Source organism: Bradyrhizobium sp. MOS001 (genome assembly GCF_004634465.1).
Classification (GTDB): Bacteria; Pseudomonadota; Alphaproteobacteria; order Rhizobiales; family Xanthobacteraceae; genus Bradyrhizobium; species Bradyrhizobium barranii.
The window spans coordinates 454,043-468,387 of sequence record NZ_SPVJ01000001.1 but is presented as its reverse complement, the minus strand read 5'-3'; the positions used below and the strand labels follow the sequence as shown (position 1 = coordinate 468,387).

Genomic DNA, 14,345 nt, shown 5'->3' with positions numbered 1-14,345 from the left:
CAGGTGTCGTCTCCGTTGACGGTTGCAATCAACCGGATAGGTCCGGCACGGCACAACGCGCCGGTGTCCGGCCTATGATCCTGGAAGATGCGGCTGGCGCGATGCCTTCCAGCCGAGCACGGCCAGCGGAATTGCCAGTGCTGCCCAGGACAGCGCGTCCCAGCCATCGTCGCCGAACAGCGCCGACGCCAGCCCGACAAGGATGAGCCCCCCGAGCAGGAGCGGCCAGCGAAAGATCTCGTCCATGGTGTGGCGCTCGCGCTTCATGGACGGATCCCGGATGTCGCTACGACAGGCGGCCCGTCCTGCGCGCGCGTGGTGAAGCGAGGTGATTTGCGCTTGCCGAGCCAGAGATAGACGCCGCTGGCAAGCACGACGATGGCGGCAAGATCGAACAGCGCCCAGATGATCTTCAGCGGCAGGCTGCCGTAGTCCCCGAAATGAAGCGGGCGCGATACCTGCAACGCCCTGAGATACCACGGCAGGCCACGCGCGGTGACGAGCTGCCCGGTTTCGGCGTCGAGCATCGCGGGCGTGAACAGGCGCGAGGTGATCGGCGTCGTGCCCTTGGTCCAGACGATGAAGTGCCGTGGTGTCCCGAACCGTGCGACCGTCGGAAAGATGATGCTGGCCGGCGTGTTGCCGTCGAGCGCCCGACGTGCTGCGGCCGTGACGTCGTCGACGTCGGCCCATTTCGCAAGCGGCGGCTTGCCCAAGTGCGGCGCGATCAGCTCCGGCATCACGTCCGCGCGCCAGGCGGAGAACAGCGGCAACGATATCGTGTTGATGACACCGGTGACGCCGACGGCAAGCAGCCATATGAGAGTCACTCCGCCGATCAGATTGTGCAGGTCGAGCCATTTGACCCGCGACGCGCCGATACGACGCACCGTGCCGAAGTTGAGCCGGCGCATGAAGGGCGCGTAGAGCATGATGCCGGAAACGATCGCGATGACAAACAGCAGGCCCATGACGCCGAGAAACAGTTCACCCGGCAACCCCAAGAACATGTCGCGGTGGAACATGCGGATGGCGCTCATCAGGCCGCCCTGCTGCGTGTCTTCGCCGATCAATTCGGCGGTTCTGGAATCGAATGACAGCTTCAGGAAACGTTGGCCGGGGGGAGCTTCGGGCGTAGCCGAGAGGAATACGTTGACGACGTTAGCGCGATCGTCGTCCCAGCCGAGCACCTGGAGATAGCGCTGCGGATAGCGCGCCTTGGCGGCGTCGACCAGCCGGCTTAGCGGAGCCTGCGGAGTATCCGCCGGGAGCTCTCGGGCCGAGGCTTCTGACTTGAAGAGCTCGTCGATCTCGTCATGAAAGATCAGTGGGAGCCCGGTGATGCAAAGCATCAGGAGGAATAGCGTGCAGACCAGGCTGGTCCATTTGTGGACCAGCGAACACCATTTGACTGACTGTGCTGTCATCCCCTCACCACCGGTAGGTCAGCGTCGCCAGCACCGTGCGCCCCAGCGCCCAGCGGCAGCCGCCGGCCGTGCATAACGAGACATAGGTCTTGTCGAACACGTTGTTGACGTTCACCGCCGCACTGAGGCCCTTCCACTGCTGATACCGCATCCCGAAATCATAGGACAGCACCGCATCGAACACCGTGCTGGACGGAACGGTGGCGGCGGGCAGGAAGACGCCCGGCACGATGGTCGGAACCGTCAGATTGTTGGCGTTGGTCGTGTACATGTCGTGGACGTAGCGGACGCCGCCGCCGAAGCCGAAACCGGTCGCCGGACCGCCCTGCACCAGATAGTTGGCCCAGAGCGAGGCGGTGTGCATCGGGACGTTGGCGAGCCGCTTGCCGAAATTCACGTCCTGGGGCGAGCTGATCCGGTTGTCGAGATAGGAGTACTGCCCGCGCAGGCTCAGGCCGGGCAGGGGGCTGCCGACGACGGATCCTTCGAACCCGCGCGAGCTGACCTCGCCAACCTGCGCCGTGGTGTTGGCGGGAATGCCGGGGCCGCTGATGACCGTTGCCACGTTCTGCTGCTTGAGATCGTAGACCGCGGCAGTGAACATCAGATTGGTCCCGACCGGCTGATACTTCACGCCGCCTTCATACTGCTCGCCGGTGGTCGGCTTGAACGGTTGGCCGTTCAGCAGCGTGCCGACCGAGGTCGGCTGGAACGAGGTCGAGTAGCTGACATAGGGCGCAATGCCGTTGTCGAAATTGTAGATCGCGCCAATGCGGCCGGTTGGCTTCTGGTCGTCGTTCAGGACGCGAACGCCGGTGTTCTGCGCCAAGGTATTACCCTCGGCCCAGTCGTAGCGGACTCCGCCGAGGACGGTGAGCCGGCCGAGCCTGGCCTCGTCCTGGACGTAGAGGCCGCGCTGCGACAGGTGCTGGTCGAGGTTCTGGAAGAGCGCCGTGGGGACGGCGATGTTCTGCGTGTAATTCGGCGCCAGGATGTCGAGCGTGTTGGTGGCCGCGAAACGGGCGAGATTGTTGAAGTCGAACCGCTGGTAGTCGAGGCCGGCAAGCACCGTGTGCTGCAACGGTCCCATGTTGAACTTGGCCTGGAGCTGGTTGTCGGCAGCGAATGTGTCGAGGTTCTCGTTGGTCGAGAAGTAGCTCCGGTTGATCGTGCGGCCGTCGACCAGCCGGAGCGTGCCGCCCGCGCCCGTCGTCGTGAACCCGCCGGGCTGCACTTCGACATAGCTGAGCTCATTGTGCAGGTAGCGTACGTTCTGGCGCACCGTGAAGACGTCGTCGAAACGATGCTCGAACTCGTAGCCGGCGGTTGCCTGCTTGTATTTGAGAGTCTCGTAGTTGAGATCGCCGGCAAAGAAATTGCGCGGGATCTGCCCGAACGTCCCCGGCACCAGCGTGCCCTGGATCGGCAAGAGCGCGAAGGCACCACCCTTCGGGTCCTGCCGGTAGCTCGTCAGGAAGGTGATGGTGGTGTCGATACTCGGACGCCACGTCCAGGCCGGCGCGATCGAAAATCTTTGCTCGCCGATATTGTCGACCTGGGTGTCGGCGTTGAGGCCGATACCGGTGACGCGGTAGAGCAGCGTCTTGTCCTTGTCGACGGGGCCGCCGACATCGAAGGCGCCCTGGATCCGGTTGAACGAGCCGGTTTGCAGGGAGACTTCTCCGAACGGATTTTCAGTCGGGCGCTTGCTGACGAGGTTGAGGATGCCGCCGGGCGAGGCGGCGCCGTAGAGAATTGATGCCGGCCCGGTGATCACCTCGGCGCGCTCGAGCAAATAGGGATCGACCCGCGGCGCACCGAACGGTCCGCCCTGGAGCCGCAGCCCGTCCAGATATGTTTCGAGGCTGAAGCCGCGCGCGCTGACGTTCTGAAAGCGGAAATCGGTATCGTTGCTGAAATAGATTCCTGGCGCGTAGCGCAAGAGGTCGCGGACGCTCTGGGCGCGCCGCACATTCATTTCGTCGCGAGTGATGACGGCGATCGATGCCGGCGTCGACATGATCGGCGCATCCGTCTTGGTGGCGCCGGAGGCGCGGGTGGCGACGAACCCGTTGGTGCCGGCGTTGACGCGCGCTGCTGTTCCCACCAGCGCTTGGGGCTCCGGCTGTACTGTCGAACGGTTGGCCTGTTGAGCGGACCGCTGGCTCGCACTGCGCCGCGCCGATGCGTTGCGCCGGACCTGGACCGGACGTTGCGCGCGCTGAACGGGTGCGTCGACCGTCACCGGCGGCAACGCGGATGCACCGGATTGGCCAGTGTTCTGCGCGTTCACCGGCGTGACGGCCATCAGCAAGCAGCCCAGTGTGAGTGCGCTGGCTGTGCTCTTGAAAGTGTTCCTTAAAAAATAGTCCGCACGACCACGCAGGCCGTGTCCATCGCATTCCATGTCAGCGCCCCATCCGGCGATCGCCGCGCCGGCGGGATGATCCTTCTGACCTCACGCGACTTCGCACCCTCGCGCGTGTTAGATGGCGAGATTGCGAGCGTCGAGTTGGACAAATTTTGAATCACTCGAAACGTCATAATTGGAGGCATTCTTAGAACTTCTAAAAAAGCGAAGCTAACTGATCGACAAAACATTGGAATTTGTTGCTGCGTATGTCTGGTGATGGGCCAGACAAGATTGAGGTGCGCGCGAATGTCGCACACTCCCGGGTAAGCGGGCGTGACGAGCTCTACCTGTCGGTGATCGGCATCTCATCGAGACGCGTGGTGCGAAGCCTGCCTTGCCCTGAACGGGCGATCCGCACGACGATCAGATCTCCAGCTCGGTCCCGAACTCCACCACCTGCCTGGTCGGCACGCCGAAGAACGCGGCGGAGCGTTCGGCGTTGCGCTGGAGGAAGGCGAACAGGCCTTCGCGCCAGACCCACATGCCCGGGATGTCCTCGCTAGGGATAATGGTCTCGCGGCCGACATAGTAGGTGATGTCGGAGAGGTCGATGCCGGGCAGCTTGCCCTGGCGGCAGGCGAGCGTCAGGCCGGCATAGATCGTCGGATTCTGCATGAAACCGTAATGCAGGACCACGCGAGTGATACCGGGGATGATCTCGATCACCTCGGCGCGGTCTTCATCGGTGATGTGCGGGGATTCCTCGATCAGCACGGTGACGAGGACGATGCGCTCATGCAGCACGTGGTTGTGCTTGACGAATTGCGTCAGCGCCAGCGGCACGCCGCGCGGCGCGGATGCCAGGAAGACGGCGGTCCCGGGCAGTCTGGCGCGGCACTTGTTGACCGCGGTCTCGATCAGGTCCTCCTCGGGCTGGCGCAGCTTCGCGCGCGCCGCTTCGACCAGCTTCACGCCGCTGCGCCAGGTCAGCATCATGAAGGCGACGAGGGCCGCGAGCAGCAGCGGAAACCAGCCGCCCTCGAACAGCTTGATCGAATTGGCGGAGAAGAAGATCACGTCGATCACGAAGAAGAAGCCGTTGACGGCGACCACGATCCACGGCGAATAGCCCCACTGGATCGCGACCAGGGCCGCGAGCAGCGTGGTGATCGCCATCAGCAGCGACACCGCGATGCCGTAGGCGCCGGCGAGCGCTTCCGAGGTGCCGAAGCTCAGGACCGCGCCGAGCGTTGCGGCAGCGAGCAGCCAGTTCACCAGCGGCACGTAGATCTGGCCCATCGCATGGCTCGTGGTGTGGCGGATCTGCATGCGCGGCAGGAAGCCGAGCTGGATCGATTGCTGGGTCAGCGAGAACACGCCGGAGATGATCGCCTGCGAGGCGATCACGGTCGCGAGCGCCGAGAAGGCGACCAGCGGATAGTGCAGGGCGTCCGGGCAGAGCTGAAAGAAGGGGTTCTCGATCATCGCGGGATCGGTGATCAGCAGCGCGGCCTGCCCAAAATAGTTCAGCACCAACGCGGGCAGGCAGATCGCGAACCAGGCGAGCCGGATCGGGAAGCGGCCGAAATGCCCCATGTCGGCGTACATGGCTTCGCCGCCGGTCACCGCCAGGAAGGCGGCGCCGAGGATCGCGAAGGAGATGTGGAAGTCCTGGTGGATCAGGAAGTTGAAGGCATAGAGCGGGCTCAGTGCCGCGAGCACGGCCGGGGCCTTGACGATGCCGTGGACGCCGAGCGCGGCCAGCACGAAGAACCAGGCCAGCATCACCGGCCCGAAGATGCGGCCGATGAAGCCCGTGCCCTGCTTCTGGATCATGAACAGCCCGATCAGGATGGCGACGGTGATGGGCACGACGACCGGCGCGAGCGAGGGCGCATCGACCTTGAGGCCTTCGATGGCTGAGAGCACCGAGATGGCCGGGGTGATCGCGCCGTCGCCATAGAGTAGGGCGGCGCCGACGAGGCCGACCACCAGGAGATGCGCGCGCCAGGTGCCGGACTGGGCGTGGCGGGCGTGGAGCAGCGCCAGCAGCGCGACGATGCCGCCTTCGCCGCGATTGTCCGCGCGCAGGATCAGAAGCGCATATTTCAGCGAGATGATCAGCAGCAGGGCCCAGAGGATCAGCGAGGCAACGCCCAGGACAGCTTCGGGAGTCAGCGTAGCGCCATGGGCGGCCGCCTTGGCGGCTTCCTTCAGGGCGTAGAGGGGGCTGGTGCCGATATCGCCATAGACCACCCCGAGGGCGCCCATGGTCATGGCAATTGGCAGAGGGTCAGGGTGATGGCCGGAAACGACTGCGGGCGTACTGGACAAGGTCGACCCCCCGATGGGATCGCGCCCGCCGGGCCATTCCGACGGGCGCGAATATCAGACAGTCTGCGACGGGACGTCGCAAATATCCATGGGATTTATCTCGGGGTTTATATGACGCGAAGCTGACAGGTTCGACTACGGGGTCCGGTCGGCGGTCACGAGGCGGGCCTCGCGGATGTTGGCCTTGGTGCCGGCCTGGCGCAGGCAGGACGCCTCGAAGTTCGGCCAGGCCTGCTGCGAGCAGTCCTTGCCGACGGTGCGGATATCGAGGCGGTCGCTCTTGGCCAGCGGCTGCGGGACGCTCGCTTCGACGGACGGAGCGAAACCGGGAAGGACGGTGAGAGCGGCGGCAACAAACGCAGCAATAGCGACGGCCGAGATGGTCTTGATCATTGACGGTCCCCTGTGATGCGGCCGCTACGCCCAGTTGTGCGGCCCGTCATTCGTTGGGTGGATTAGTAACCATGGCCAGTTTCCGGACGTCTTCGCGGACGCCCGAAATGGTTTCGTTCGCACTTCGTTTTGTTTCATGGCCGTCCCGAGGACGAAACAATTCGGGGAATTCCGACTCGGCGCCGCCGAAAAACCGGCAGGGAACCCGTCTGGCTTGCCGGGCCGGGCCGGGCGCGGTAGGACGGGGACATGCCGCGTATCGCCTTCTATCCGGGTTCCTTTGACCCCATCACCAACGGCCATCTGGACGTGGTCCGGAACAGTGTCCCCCTGTGCGATCGGCTCGTGGTCGCGATCGGGGTCCATCCCGGCAAGAAGCCGCTGTTCTCAACCGAGGAGCGGCTCAAGATGCTCCATGACGTCTGCGGGCCGGTTGCGGCCCAGGTCGGCTGCACGCTCGAGGCCGTGACCTACGACGATCTTGCGGTCACCGCGGCACGCAGGCACGGCGCGACTGTCATGATTCGGGGTCTGCGCGATGGCACCGACCTCGACTACGAGATGCAACTCGCCGGGATGAACGGCGCCATGGCGCCCGACGTCCAAACCGTGTTCCTGCCGGCCTCTCCGGCCGTCCGCCCAATTACCGGCACGTTGGTGCGTCAAATCGCGGCCATGGGCGGAGATATCTCGACCTTCGTGCCGCCGCTCGTCGCCAACCTGCTCAAGGCCAAATTCGCCGGATAACGGCGCAATTCTTCGTCCTACCTGATCCGGAGTTCTCATGATCCGTCGTCTCGCAATTCTTGCCACGATCTTTGCCGCGCTCTTCAGTGCGGTCCCGGCGGTGGCGCAGCAGCTGCCAGCGAACCTCGACAAGGCCAACGCCATCGTCATCGATACCACCAAGGGCCGCATCGTCATCAAGCTGCGGAACGACATTGCGCCCCAGCATGCCGAGCGCATCAAGCAGCTCGCGCGCGAGGGCTATTACAACAACGTGCCCTTCCATCGCGTGATGGACGGCTTCATGGCCCAGACCGGCGATGGCGAGAAATTCAACGGCACCGGCGGCTCGAAATATCCGAACCTGAAGCAGGAATTCTCCAAGGTTCATTTCGCCCGCGGTATCGTCGGGATGGCGCGGCGCGGCGACAGCGTCGACAGCGCCAACTCGCAGTTCTTCATCATGTTCGCGGACGGCGGCAGCCTGGATAACCAGTACACCGTGATCGGCGAGGTCGTGCAGGGCATGGACGTCGTCGACAAGCTGAAGAAGGCACCGCCCGGTTCGGCCGGCGGTGCCGTCACCGATCCCGACAAGATGGTGAAGGTCCAAGTCGCTTCCGACATCAAATAGGATGGGGCCATGGCGCGCTGTGGCAATAGGCTTCTGCTGGCTGCCGCGCTGCTGCTTTCAGGCGTTTCCGGCGCGGCCGCCGGAGACGCAGAGGTCAACACCATCCAGGACATCTTCCTGCACTTGCGGACCTGCTGGAAGCCGCCGCCGCCCAGCAAGGCTCGCCCTATCGACATCACCGTCGTCGTGAGCTTTAACCGGGCCGGAAACATTCTGGGCCATCCGAGGATTACCTATGAATCCGCGGAGGCCTCCGACAATGACCGGCTGCAATACCGGGTCGCGGTGATGGAGGCGCTGCAACGCTGCACGCCGATGCCATTTACCGATGCAATGGCTGGCGCCGCCGCGGGACGTCCATTCGCGATCCAGTTCCGTAACCGGAAGACTTCACCCCCAACGCAAGAGAGACGAGCATGAGCGTCACCGAAAACACCCTGATCCTCGAGACCACGCAGGGCCCCGTTACCATCGAGATGCGGCCCGATCTCGCGCCTGGCCACGTCGCGCGCATCAAGGAACTGGTCCGCGAGGGCTTTTACGACGGCATCGTGTTCCACCGCGTGATCGAGGGCTTCATGGCGCAGACCGGCTGCCCGCAGGGCACCGGCACCGGCGGCTCCGGCAAGAAGCTGAAGGCCGAGTTCAACAAGGAACCGCACGTGCGCGGCGTCACCTCGATGGCCCGCGCCGCCAGCCCCGATTCCGGCGACAGCCAGTTCTTCATCGTCTTCGACGACGCCCGCTTCCTCGACAACCAGTACACGGTGTGGGGCAAGGTCACCGAGGGCATGGAGAACGTCGACAAGATCAAGCGCGGCGAGCCCGTCCAGAACCCCGACAAGATCGTCAAGGCGCGGATGGCCGCGGACGCGGAGTAACCGCTCAACCCTCATCCTGAGGAGCGCGGAACGCGCGCCTCGAAGGATGAAGGCCCCGCTGTTGCGGCTCGGCCTTCATGGTTCGAGACGGCGCTACGCGCCTCCTCACCATGAGGGTCTGACTGCGTGGCGCTGAGCCCGACATGCGCACTGATCTCTTCGATTTCGATCTGCCCGCCGAGCGCATCGCGTTGCGCCCGGCGAGCCCACGCGACTCCGCGAAGATGCTGGTCGTGGAAGGTGGCGCGCTGCGCGACCAGCTCATTTCCGAGCTGCCGCAATGGCTGAAGGCGGGCGACCAGCTCGTCGTCAACGACACCAAGGTGATCGCGGCGCAGCTCAAGGGCCGCCGCATCGGCCGCGAGACCGAGCCCAAGATCGAGGCGACGCTGATCAAGCGCCTCGACGGCTCGCGCTGGCAGGCACTGGTCAAGCCGGCAAAAAAGCTCGTGGCAGGCGACCGCATCCGCTTCGGCAACGAGGGCAAGGTTTGCCTGCTCGGCCATCTCGACGCCGAGGTCGAGGCCAAGGGCACCGATGGTGAAGTGACACTGTCATTCTCGTTTCACGGCCCGGCGCTGGATCAGGCGATCGAAGATCTCGGCAGCCCGCCGCTGCCGCCCTATATCGCTTCGAAGCGCACGCCCGACGATCAGGATCTCGCGGACTACCAGACCATGTTTGCTGCGAACGAAGGCGCCGTCGCCGCGCCTACCGCGGGCCTGCATTTCACCCCGGCGCTGGAGCAGGCGCTGCGCGACCGCGGCGTCGGCATCAACCGCGTCACGCTGCACGTCGGTGCCGGAACGTTTCTGCCGGTGAAGGTGGACGACACCGAAGGCCACAAGATGCATGCTGAGTGGGGGACGATCTCGGCCGAGACGGCGGAGCGGCTCAACACCGCACGGCAGAATGGCGGGCGCATCATCGCCGTCGGCACGACGTCACTACGGCTGCTCGAAAGCGCGGCCGGCGAGGACGGCACCATCCAGCCGTTCGCGGCCGAGACGTCGATCTTCATCACCCCCGGCTATCGCTTCCGTGCCGTCGATATCCTGCTGACCAATTTCCATTTGCCGAAGTCGACGCTGTTCATGCTGGTGTCGGCGTTCTCCGGGCTCGAGGCGATGCAGCGGGCTTACGCGCACGCGATCGCGAAAGGATACCGGTTCTATTCGTACGGGGATGCGTGCTTGTTGTTTCGGGCGCGCGACTAATTTCGGCGCCGTAGGGTGGGCAAAGCGAAGCGTGCCCACCATCTTTCTTAAATGCGCGAGAGAAGTGGTGGGCACGGCGCTTGCGCGCCTTTGCCCACCCTACGGCACCTTGCGTTACGCCATCACGCGCTGCGGCAAGAGCTCCGCGATCTGCACTGCGTTCAGCGCGGCGCCCTTGAGCAGCTGGTCCGCCGCCACGAACATCGAGATCGAATGCCCTGAGGGATCGCTGAGATCCTTGCGGATGCGGCCGACCAGGACGTCGTCTTGGCCCGAAGCGTCGATCGGCATCGGGAAGTAGTTCTTCACGCGGTCGTCGACGAGCTTCACGCCGGGCGCCTGCGCCATGATGGCACGGACCTGGTCCTCGCTGATCGGCTTCTCGCATTCGAAGGTGATGGCCTCGCAATGGGCGCGCAGCACCGGCACGCGGACGCAGGTGACGCCGATCGCGATCTTCTCGTCCTCGAAGATCTTGCGGGTTTCCTTGATGACCTTGGTCTCTTCGTCGTTGTAGCCGGTTTCAGGATCGACGGCCGTGTTGTGGTTGAAGAGATTGAAGGCGTAGGGGTGCGGCATGACCTTGGGCGTATAGACCTGCCCGTTGAGATTGGCGCGGGTGGACTCGACGAGCTCGTCCATCGCGGCGGCGCCGGCGCCGGAGGCCGCCTGGTAGGTCGAGATGATGACGCGCTTGATGCCGTTCTTCTGGTGGATCGGCCAGAGCGGCACCAGCGCGGTGATGGCGGCGCAGTTCGGGTTCGCGATGATGCCCTTGTGGTCGCGGATGCGGTTGGCGTTGATCTCGGGGATCACCAGCGGCACGTTGGGGTCCATGCGGAAGGCCGACGAGTTGTCGACCACGACGGCGCCGGCCTTGACCGCTACAGGCGCGAACTTCTTGGAGATGCTGCCGCCGGCGGAGAACAGCGCGATGTCGACGCCCTCGAAAGCGCGCTCGGTCAATTCCTCGATGACGACGTCCTGCCCGCGGAACGACACCGTCTTGCCGGCCGAGCGGGCGCTTGCGAGCGCCTTGAGCTTGCCGACGCGAAAGCCGCGCTTGTCCATGGTGGCGATGAATTCGGCGCCCACCGCACCGGTGACGCCGACAATCGCGACGACGGGATCGTTACTCACATTCTCCTCCATTGCATTGAGCTGAAGACAACAAAAAAGCCCCGGACCAGAGGTCGGAGCTTCGGTAGAGTGGATTGCGTTTAAGTCGACGACCTACGCGCGCACGCCTCCCCGGGCCCCGAAGGCCGTGGTGGTTTTAGTCGTGCGTTTGGTGGTCGTGAACATGGCGGCGACTTATGCGGGAGAGTTTCGCGCCCGTCAATGGCTTTTCGGCGGGATTGTGGCCGCCGCTATTTCGTCCGGGCGCCCGGCGGCTCCAGGATGACCTCCTTGAGGTTGTCGCCGCTGATGACGACGATCGCGAAATTCAGCCGGCCGCGTTCGCGCACCAGTCCGCCGCTGATCGCCTTGCCCGAGGCCGCACGTTCGGCGACGTGCACGGCATCCGCAAGGCGGTGCTTGATGGCACCGAGCGCTGCGAGGTTGCTGCGGTCGTCGAGATCGAGTTCGGCGAGGGGGAGGGCGGCTTCGCCGCCGACGAGCTCGCCGGTTGCGGCGTTGATGGTGTGGCGCCAGATGCGGTCGTTGTGCAGGGTCTTCACCCGGTAAACCGGCACGCCGGAGGCTCCGTCGAAACTCACATCCGCCGTCGTGGCGCCGGCATGACGGGCTTCCGCAATCGCCATGGCCTGGCTGATCGAGATCGACGAGCTGCGGAATCGTTCGATTTCGCGGCTGACCGCTTGGCGGTCTGCCTCGGCATCACCATCTGTGTCGCCGTGAAGCGCGGTCGGCGTGCCCGTGGTGACGATGGCCCGCGCCGGCGCGGCAAGAAGCAGCGCGGGCAAGGCGATCGCAAGTAATCGCAAGGTCAATCGTTTGGCTGTCGTCATGCTCGAAACCCTCGGCCAGCGAGTGTGCCGGATGATCGTAAAGAATTCGCGGCCGACCTTGGGCATCGGCCGGCCGCGGAGCGTCGCAGCGGGCTGGACCCGGCACGGCGATCTTGGGCGGTACGGACCCCTTTGGGGCTGGTGAAAAAGCGGTCCGTATCGCTTATAACTAAACCATACCGTATCGTTTTGTTTTGGTCAACGACGCGGGCGTAACCTCCAGGGGGAAACGTCGCAACCTCACGGAATTGTCAGCGGGACGGGCGCCGCCGCTGTGTGCCCTTTGCGGCGCTCTGGATGCGGTCCGCGGGTCCCAGCGCGCCGGCCAGGAACAGCTTGATCGCCGCGCGCATGCGCTTCTCGGCGGCCTTCAATTCCAGCGCCGTGCCGAACGTCGCCAGGCGGTGGGTGTGACCGACGACGACGTCGAGGAACACCTCTGCCGCGATCGTGGTGTCGTCGACGTCGAGTGCGCCCTGCGCCACCAGACGGTCGAAGAAGCGGGCCGTGGTGGCGACGGCCTTCAGCCAGCCTTCCTCCTTGCCGAGCTTGGCGATGTCGGGGAAGTTGATGGCCTGCGACGTCATCATACGGCTGAATGCGACGGCATCGGGCCCGCAGGTGAAGGTCAGCATCTCGCGCCCGATCTCGACCAGCCGCTGCTCGACGGAAATGTCCGAGGCGCTGGAGAGCTGCGTCTCGGCGGCTGCCGATAGCGGCGCAAGCCAGCGCGCGATTTCGCGCCTCAGCACGGCGGCAAACAGGCCGCGCTTGTCCCCGTAACGGGAATAGACGGTGGGTTTGCTGACCCGAGCGGCTTCCGCGACCGCGTCGAGCGAGGTCGCGTCGAAGCCGCGATCCAGGAACAGGCGGGTGGCGACCTCGATCAGCCGCTGATCGCGCTCGATCGCAGCGGTTTTCGTCGGGCGGCCGCCGCGTGATTTCGGCACCTCGCGCCGTGGCGTTGCCGGCTTTGTCCTGGTCGCAGTCAATCCCATGCCCAATGATTCCTGCGCGCTTCTAATCGTCGTCATTCGCTCTATATCGCGCAGGAGCGGGGGCGTCATCGCGAATCTGGCCGAATTGGCCGTATCGTCAACGGTTTCGGCACGGTCTCGTTCCGTCACGAGAGATCACGGCAGCTTCGAAGTCCAGGCCTGGCCGGAGGCAGCCTTCTCGTATCCGTACTGATACAGCGCCCGCATATAGGCGGTGTCGAACCCTTCCGAAGGCGGCGCGGGGTAATCGCGCGCGATGTAGGAGAGGTGGAAGCCGAGATTGTTGCGCTTGGCGAAATCATAGGTCGAGAAGATGATCGAGCGCGTCTGCGACTGGGTGATCGACGACAGGCTGCGCGAGGCGACGTCGATGGTGCTGTTGGACACGAGCTCGAAATTGCGTTCGATCTTCTTGTTGACGAGGATGTAGATGTTCATCCGCGCGTTGCCGGGCAGGCGGTCCTGGGAGAGCAGGGCTTCCGGCAGCGTCAGCACCGGCGCGGTCACGCCGCCGTCGACATGCATCTCCTGAAATCTGCGGCCCTGGCCTTCGGCGTCGATCATGATGGGCGGAAACACCAGGGGAATGCTGGCGGAAGCCGCCATCACGTCGCGAAACAGTTTTAGCGCCTCGGGTGTTCCGACCGCTGCGATCTTGCCCATGTCCCAGATGGCGGTCCGCTGGGTGTCGAGATCGGTGGTCACCACCAGCAGCTTTCGGCCCTTGGCATTTTCACGCGCGACCTGCGCCATGATCTCCGGCCCGACATAGCGGGCGACGAGCTCGCGCAGCCGCGTGTTGCCGAACAGGCCGGACCCGAACAGCACACGCATGATGCTGGGATCGTTCAGGAGGCTCTCCGCGATGCCGCTGGTGTAGACCTCCCTCAGCGTGTCATCATACTGCGAGCCGAGGAACGCAAAGGGCGCGATCAGGCCGCCGGTGCTCACGCCCGAGACGACCGAGAAGGTGGGACGGGTTCTGGCAGCGGTCCAGCCGCTCAGCACGCCGACGCCATAGGCGCCATCGGCGCCGCCGCCGGAAAGCGCCAGATAGGACTTCGTCGCGGTGCTGGTGTCCTTCTCGAAGCTGAATTTCGTGACGGGCTCGTCGGCGTAGCGGCGCAAGCCGTCGATATCGAGCACGCGCGACGTGCTGGCCTCAGCGGCCGTATAGGGCGTGCGGGGCAGGGAGGTGCAGGCGCCGAGTGCCAAGCTGCATACCAGAACCAGGAATCCGGTCAGGCGGACGCCTGTCTGTCTGATCCAGCCGCGCGAGGGGCCGGACATTTCGGTCGAACATGAAGCGGAGGGCATTGTCGGTGGCTGGCGATCACACAAATACTGCCGCCGGCAAAATTCACCGCGGCATCTCGTCCAGCCCCGCGCAAAAACTACACTGTATCGTT

The 14,345-nt window shown here is 64.6% G+C and carries 14 protein-coding genes; 5 read left to right on the top strand and 9 right to left on the bottom strand.

What is annotated here, in order from left to right:
• Positions 1-72 precede the first annotated feature (72 nt).
• The 5 genes from CT676_RS02265 to CT676_RS02245 all read right to left on the bottom strand — a co-directional run bounded on the left by CT676_RS02265 (position 73) and on the right by CT676_RS02245 (position 6,507).
• On the bottom strand, positions 73-267 hold the full coding sequence (locus tag CT676_RS02265) for a hypothetical protein (protein WP_071913707.1): 195 nt from the start codon (positions 265-267) through the stop codon (positions 73-75).
• Complete coding sequence (locus CT676_RS02260; protein WP_135213709.1) at positions 264-1,427, bottom strand: PepSY-associated TM helix domain-containing protein; 1,164 nt, start codon at positions 1,425-1,427, stop codon at positions 264-266. The genes CT676_RS02265 and CT676_RS02260 overlap by 4 nt, the downstream gene beginning before the upstream one ends.
• Positions 1,428-1,431: 4 nt before the next feature.
• On the bottom strand, positions 1,432-3,735 hold the full coding sequence (locus CT676_RS02255; RefSeq protein ID WP_167767905.1) for a TonB-dependent siderophore receptor: 2,304 nt from the start codon (positions 3,733-3,735) through the stop codon (positions 1,432-1,434).
• A gap of 468 nt (positions 3,736-4,203) precedes the next feature.
• Complete coding sequence (locus CT676_RS02250) at positions 4,204-6,057, bottom strand: KUP/HAK/KT family potassium transporter (RefSeq protein ID WP_135213707.1); 1,854 nt, start codon at positions 6,055-6,057, stop codon at positions 4,204-4,206.
• A gap of 192 nt (positions 6,058-6,249) precedes the next feature.
• Complete coding sequence (locus CT676_RS02245) at positions 6,250-6,507, bottom strand: hypothetical protein (RefSeq protein ID WP_135213706.1); 258 nt, start codon at positions 6,505-6,507, stop codon at positions 6,250-6,252.
• 249 nt (positions 6,508-6,756) lie between these two features.
• On the opposite strand from CT676_RS02245, the gene coaD reads away from it, so the two are divergent.
• From coaD to queA, 5 genes are all read left to right on the top strand, one after another.
• Positions 6,757-7,254: a pantetheine-phosphate adenylyltransferase gene (gene coaD, locus CT676_RS02240; RefSeq protein WP_085404698.1), complete on the top strand. Its 498-nt coding sequence runs from the start codon at positions 6,757-6,759 to the stop codon at positions 7,252-7,254.
• A 37-nt stretch (positions 7,255-7,291) separates the two neighbouring features.
• Positions 7,292-7,867, top strand: a complete 576-nt coding sequence (locus tag CT676_RS02235; protein WP_135213705.1) for a peptidylprolyl isomerase — start codon at positions 7,292-7,294, stop codon at positions 7,865-7,867.
• Between the two features lie 9 nt (positions 7,868-7,876).
• The gene (locus tag CT676_RS02230; protein ID WP_135213704.1) at positions 7,877-8,287 is read left to right on the top strand and encodes a hypothetical protein; all 411 of its coding nucleotides are present in this window, start codon (positions 7,877-7,879) and stop codon (positions 8,285-8,287) included.
• Positions 8,284-8,748 carry a peptidylprolyl isomerase gene (locus tag CT676_RS02225; RefSeq protein ID WP_129271760.1) on the top strand — a complete coding sequence of 155 codons (465 nt, stop codon included), beginning with the start codon at positions 8,284-8,286 and terminating at the stop codon, positions 8,746-8,748. Before CT676_RS02230 ends, CT676_RS02225 begins: the two co-directional genes overlap by 4 nt.
• 143 nt (positions 8,749-8,891) lie before the next feature.
• Positions 8,892-9,965: a tRNA preQ1(34) S-adenosylmethionine ribosyltransferase-isomerase QueA gene (gene queA, locus CT676_RS02220; RefSeq protein WP_135213703.1), complete on the top strand. Its 1,074-nt coding sequence runs from the start codon at positions 8,892-8,894 to the stop codon at positions 9,963-9,965.
• Between the two features lie 114 nt (positions 9,966-10,079).
• On the opposite strand, the gene CT676_RS02215 is transcribed toward queA, so the two are convergent.
• The 4 genes from CT676_RS02215 to CT676_RS02200 form a co-directional block, all read right to left on the bottom strand.
• On the bottom strand, positions 10,080-11,117 hold the full coding sequence (locus CT676_RS02215; protein ID WP_135213702.1) for an aspartate-semialdehyde dehydrogenase: 1,038 nt from the start codon (positions 11,115-11,117) through the stop codon (positions 10,080-10,082).
• A 218-nt stretch (positions 11,118-11,335) separates the two neighbouring features.
• Positions 11,336-11,938: a PepSY domain-containing protein gene (locus CT676_RS02210; RefSeq protein ID WP_167767904.1), complete on the bottom strand. Its 603-nt coding sequence runs from the start codon at positions 11,936-11,938 to the stop codon at positions 11,336-11,338.
• A 251-nt stretch (positions 11,939-12,189) separates the two neighbouring features.
• Positions 12,190-12,936, bottom strand: coding sequence for a TetR/AcrR family transcriptional regulator (locus CT676_RS02205; RefSeq protein ID WP_135213700.1), 747 nt, complete (start codon positions 12,934-12,936; stop codon positions 12,190-12,192).
• A gap of 135 nt (positions 12,937-13,071) precedes the next feature.
• On the bottom strand, positions 13,072-14,226 hold the full coding sequence (locus CT676_RS02200) for a patatin-like phospholipase family protein (RefSeq protein ID WP_167767903.1): 1,155 nt from the start codon (positions 14,224-14,226) through the stop codon (positions 13,072-13,074).
• Positions 14,227-14,345: the final 119 nt, after the last annotated feature.

Coding starts and splice junctions, on each gene's coding strand:
- CT676_RS02265 (WP_071913707.1), bottom strand. CDS start 267: ATGAAGCGCGAGCGCCACACCATGGACGAGATCTTTCGCTGGCCGCTC.
- CT676_RS02260 (WP_135213709.1), bottom strand. CDS start 1,427: ATGACAGCACAGTCAGTCAAATGGTGTTCGCTGGTCCACAAATGGACC.
- CT676_RS02255 (WP_167767905.1), bottom strand. CDS start 3,735: ATGGCCGTCACGCCGGTGAACGCGCAGAACACTGGCCAATCCGGTGCA.
- CT676_RS02250 (WP_135213707.1), bottom strand. CDS start 6,057: ATGACCATGGGCGCCCTCGGGGTGGTCTATGGCGATATCGGCACCAGC.
- CT676_RS02245 (WP_135213706.1), bottom strand. CDS start 6,507: ATGATCAAGACCATCTCGGCCGTCGCTATTGCTGCGTTTGTTGCCGCC.
- coaD (WP_085404698.1), top strand. CDS start 6,757: ATGCCGCGTATCGCCTTCTATCCGGGTTCCTTTGACCCCATCACCAAC.
- CT676_RS02235 (WP_135213705.1), top strand. CDS start 7,292: ATGATCCGTCGTCTCGCAATTCTTGCCACGATCTTTGCCGCGCTCTTC.
- CT676_RS02230 (WP_135213704.1), top strand. CDS start 7,877: ATGGCGCGCTGTGGCAATAGGCTTCTGCTGGCTGCCGCGCTGCTGCTT.
- CT676_RS02225 (WP_129271760.1), top strand. CDS start 8,284: ATGAGCGTCACCGAAAACACCCTGATCCTCGAGACCACGCAGGGCCCC.
- queA (WP_135213703.1), top strand. CDS start 8,892: ATGCGCACTGATCTCTTCGATTTCGATCTGCCCGCCGAGCGCATCGCG.
- CT676_RS02215 (WP_135213702.1), bottom strand. CDS start 11,117: ATGGAGGAGAATGTGAGTAACGATCCCGTCGTCGCGATTGTCGGCGTC.
- CT676_RS02210 (WP_167767904.1), bottom strand. CDS start 11,938: ATGACGACAGCCAAACGATTGACCTTGCGATTACTTGCGATCGCCTTG.
- CT676_RS02205 (WP_135213700.1), bottom strand. CDS start 12,936: ATGGGATTGACTGCGACCAGGACAAAGCCGGCAACGCCACGGCGCGAG.
- CT676_RS02200 (WP_167767903.1), bottom strand. CDS start 14,226: ATGTCCGGCCCCTCGCGCGGCTGGATCAGACAGACAGGCGTCCGCCTG.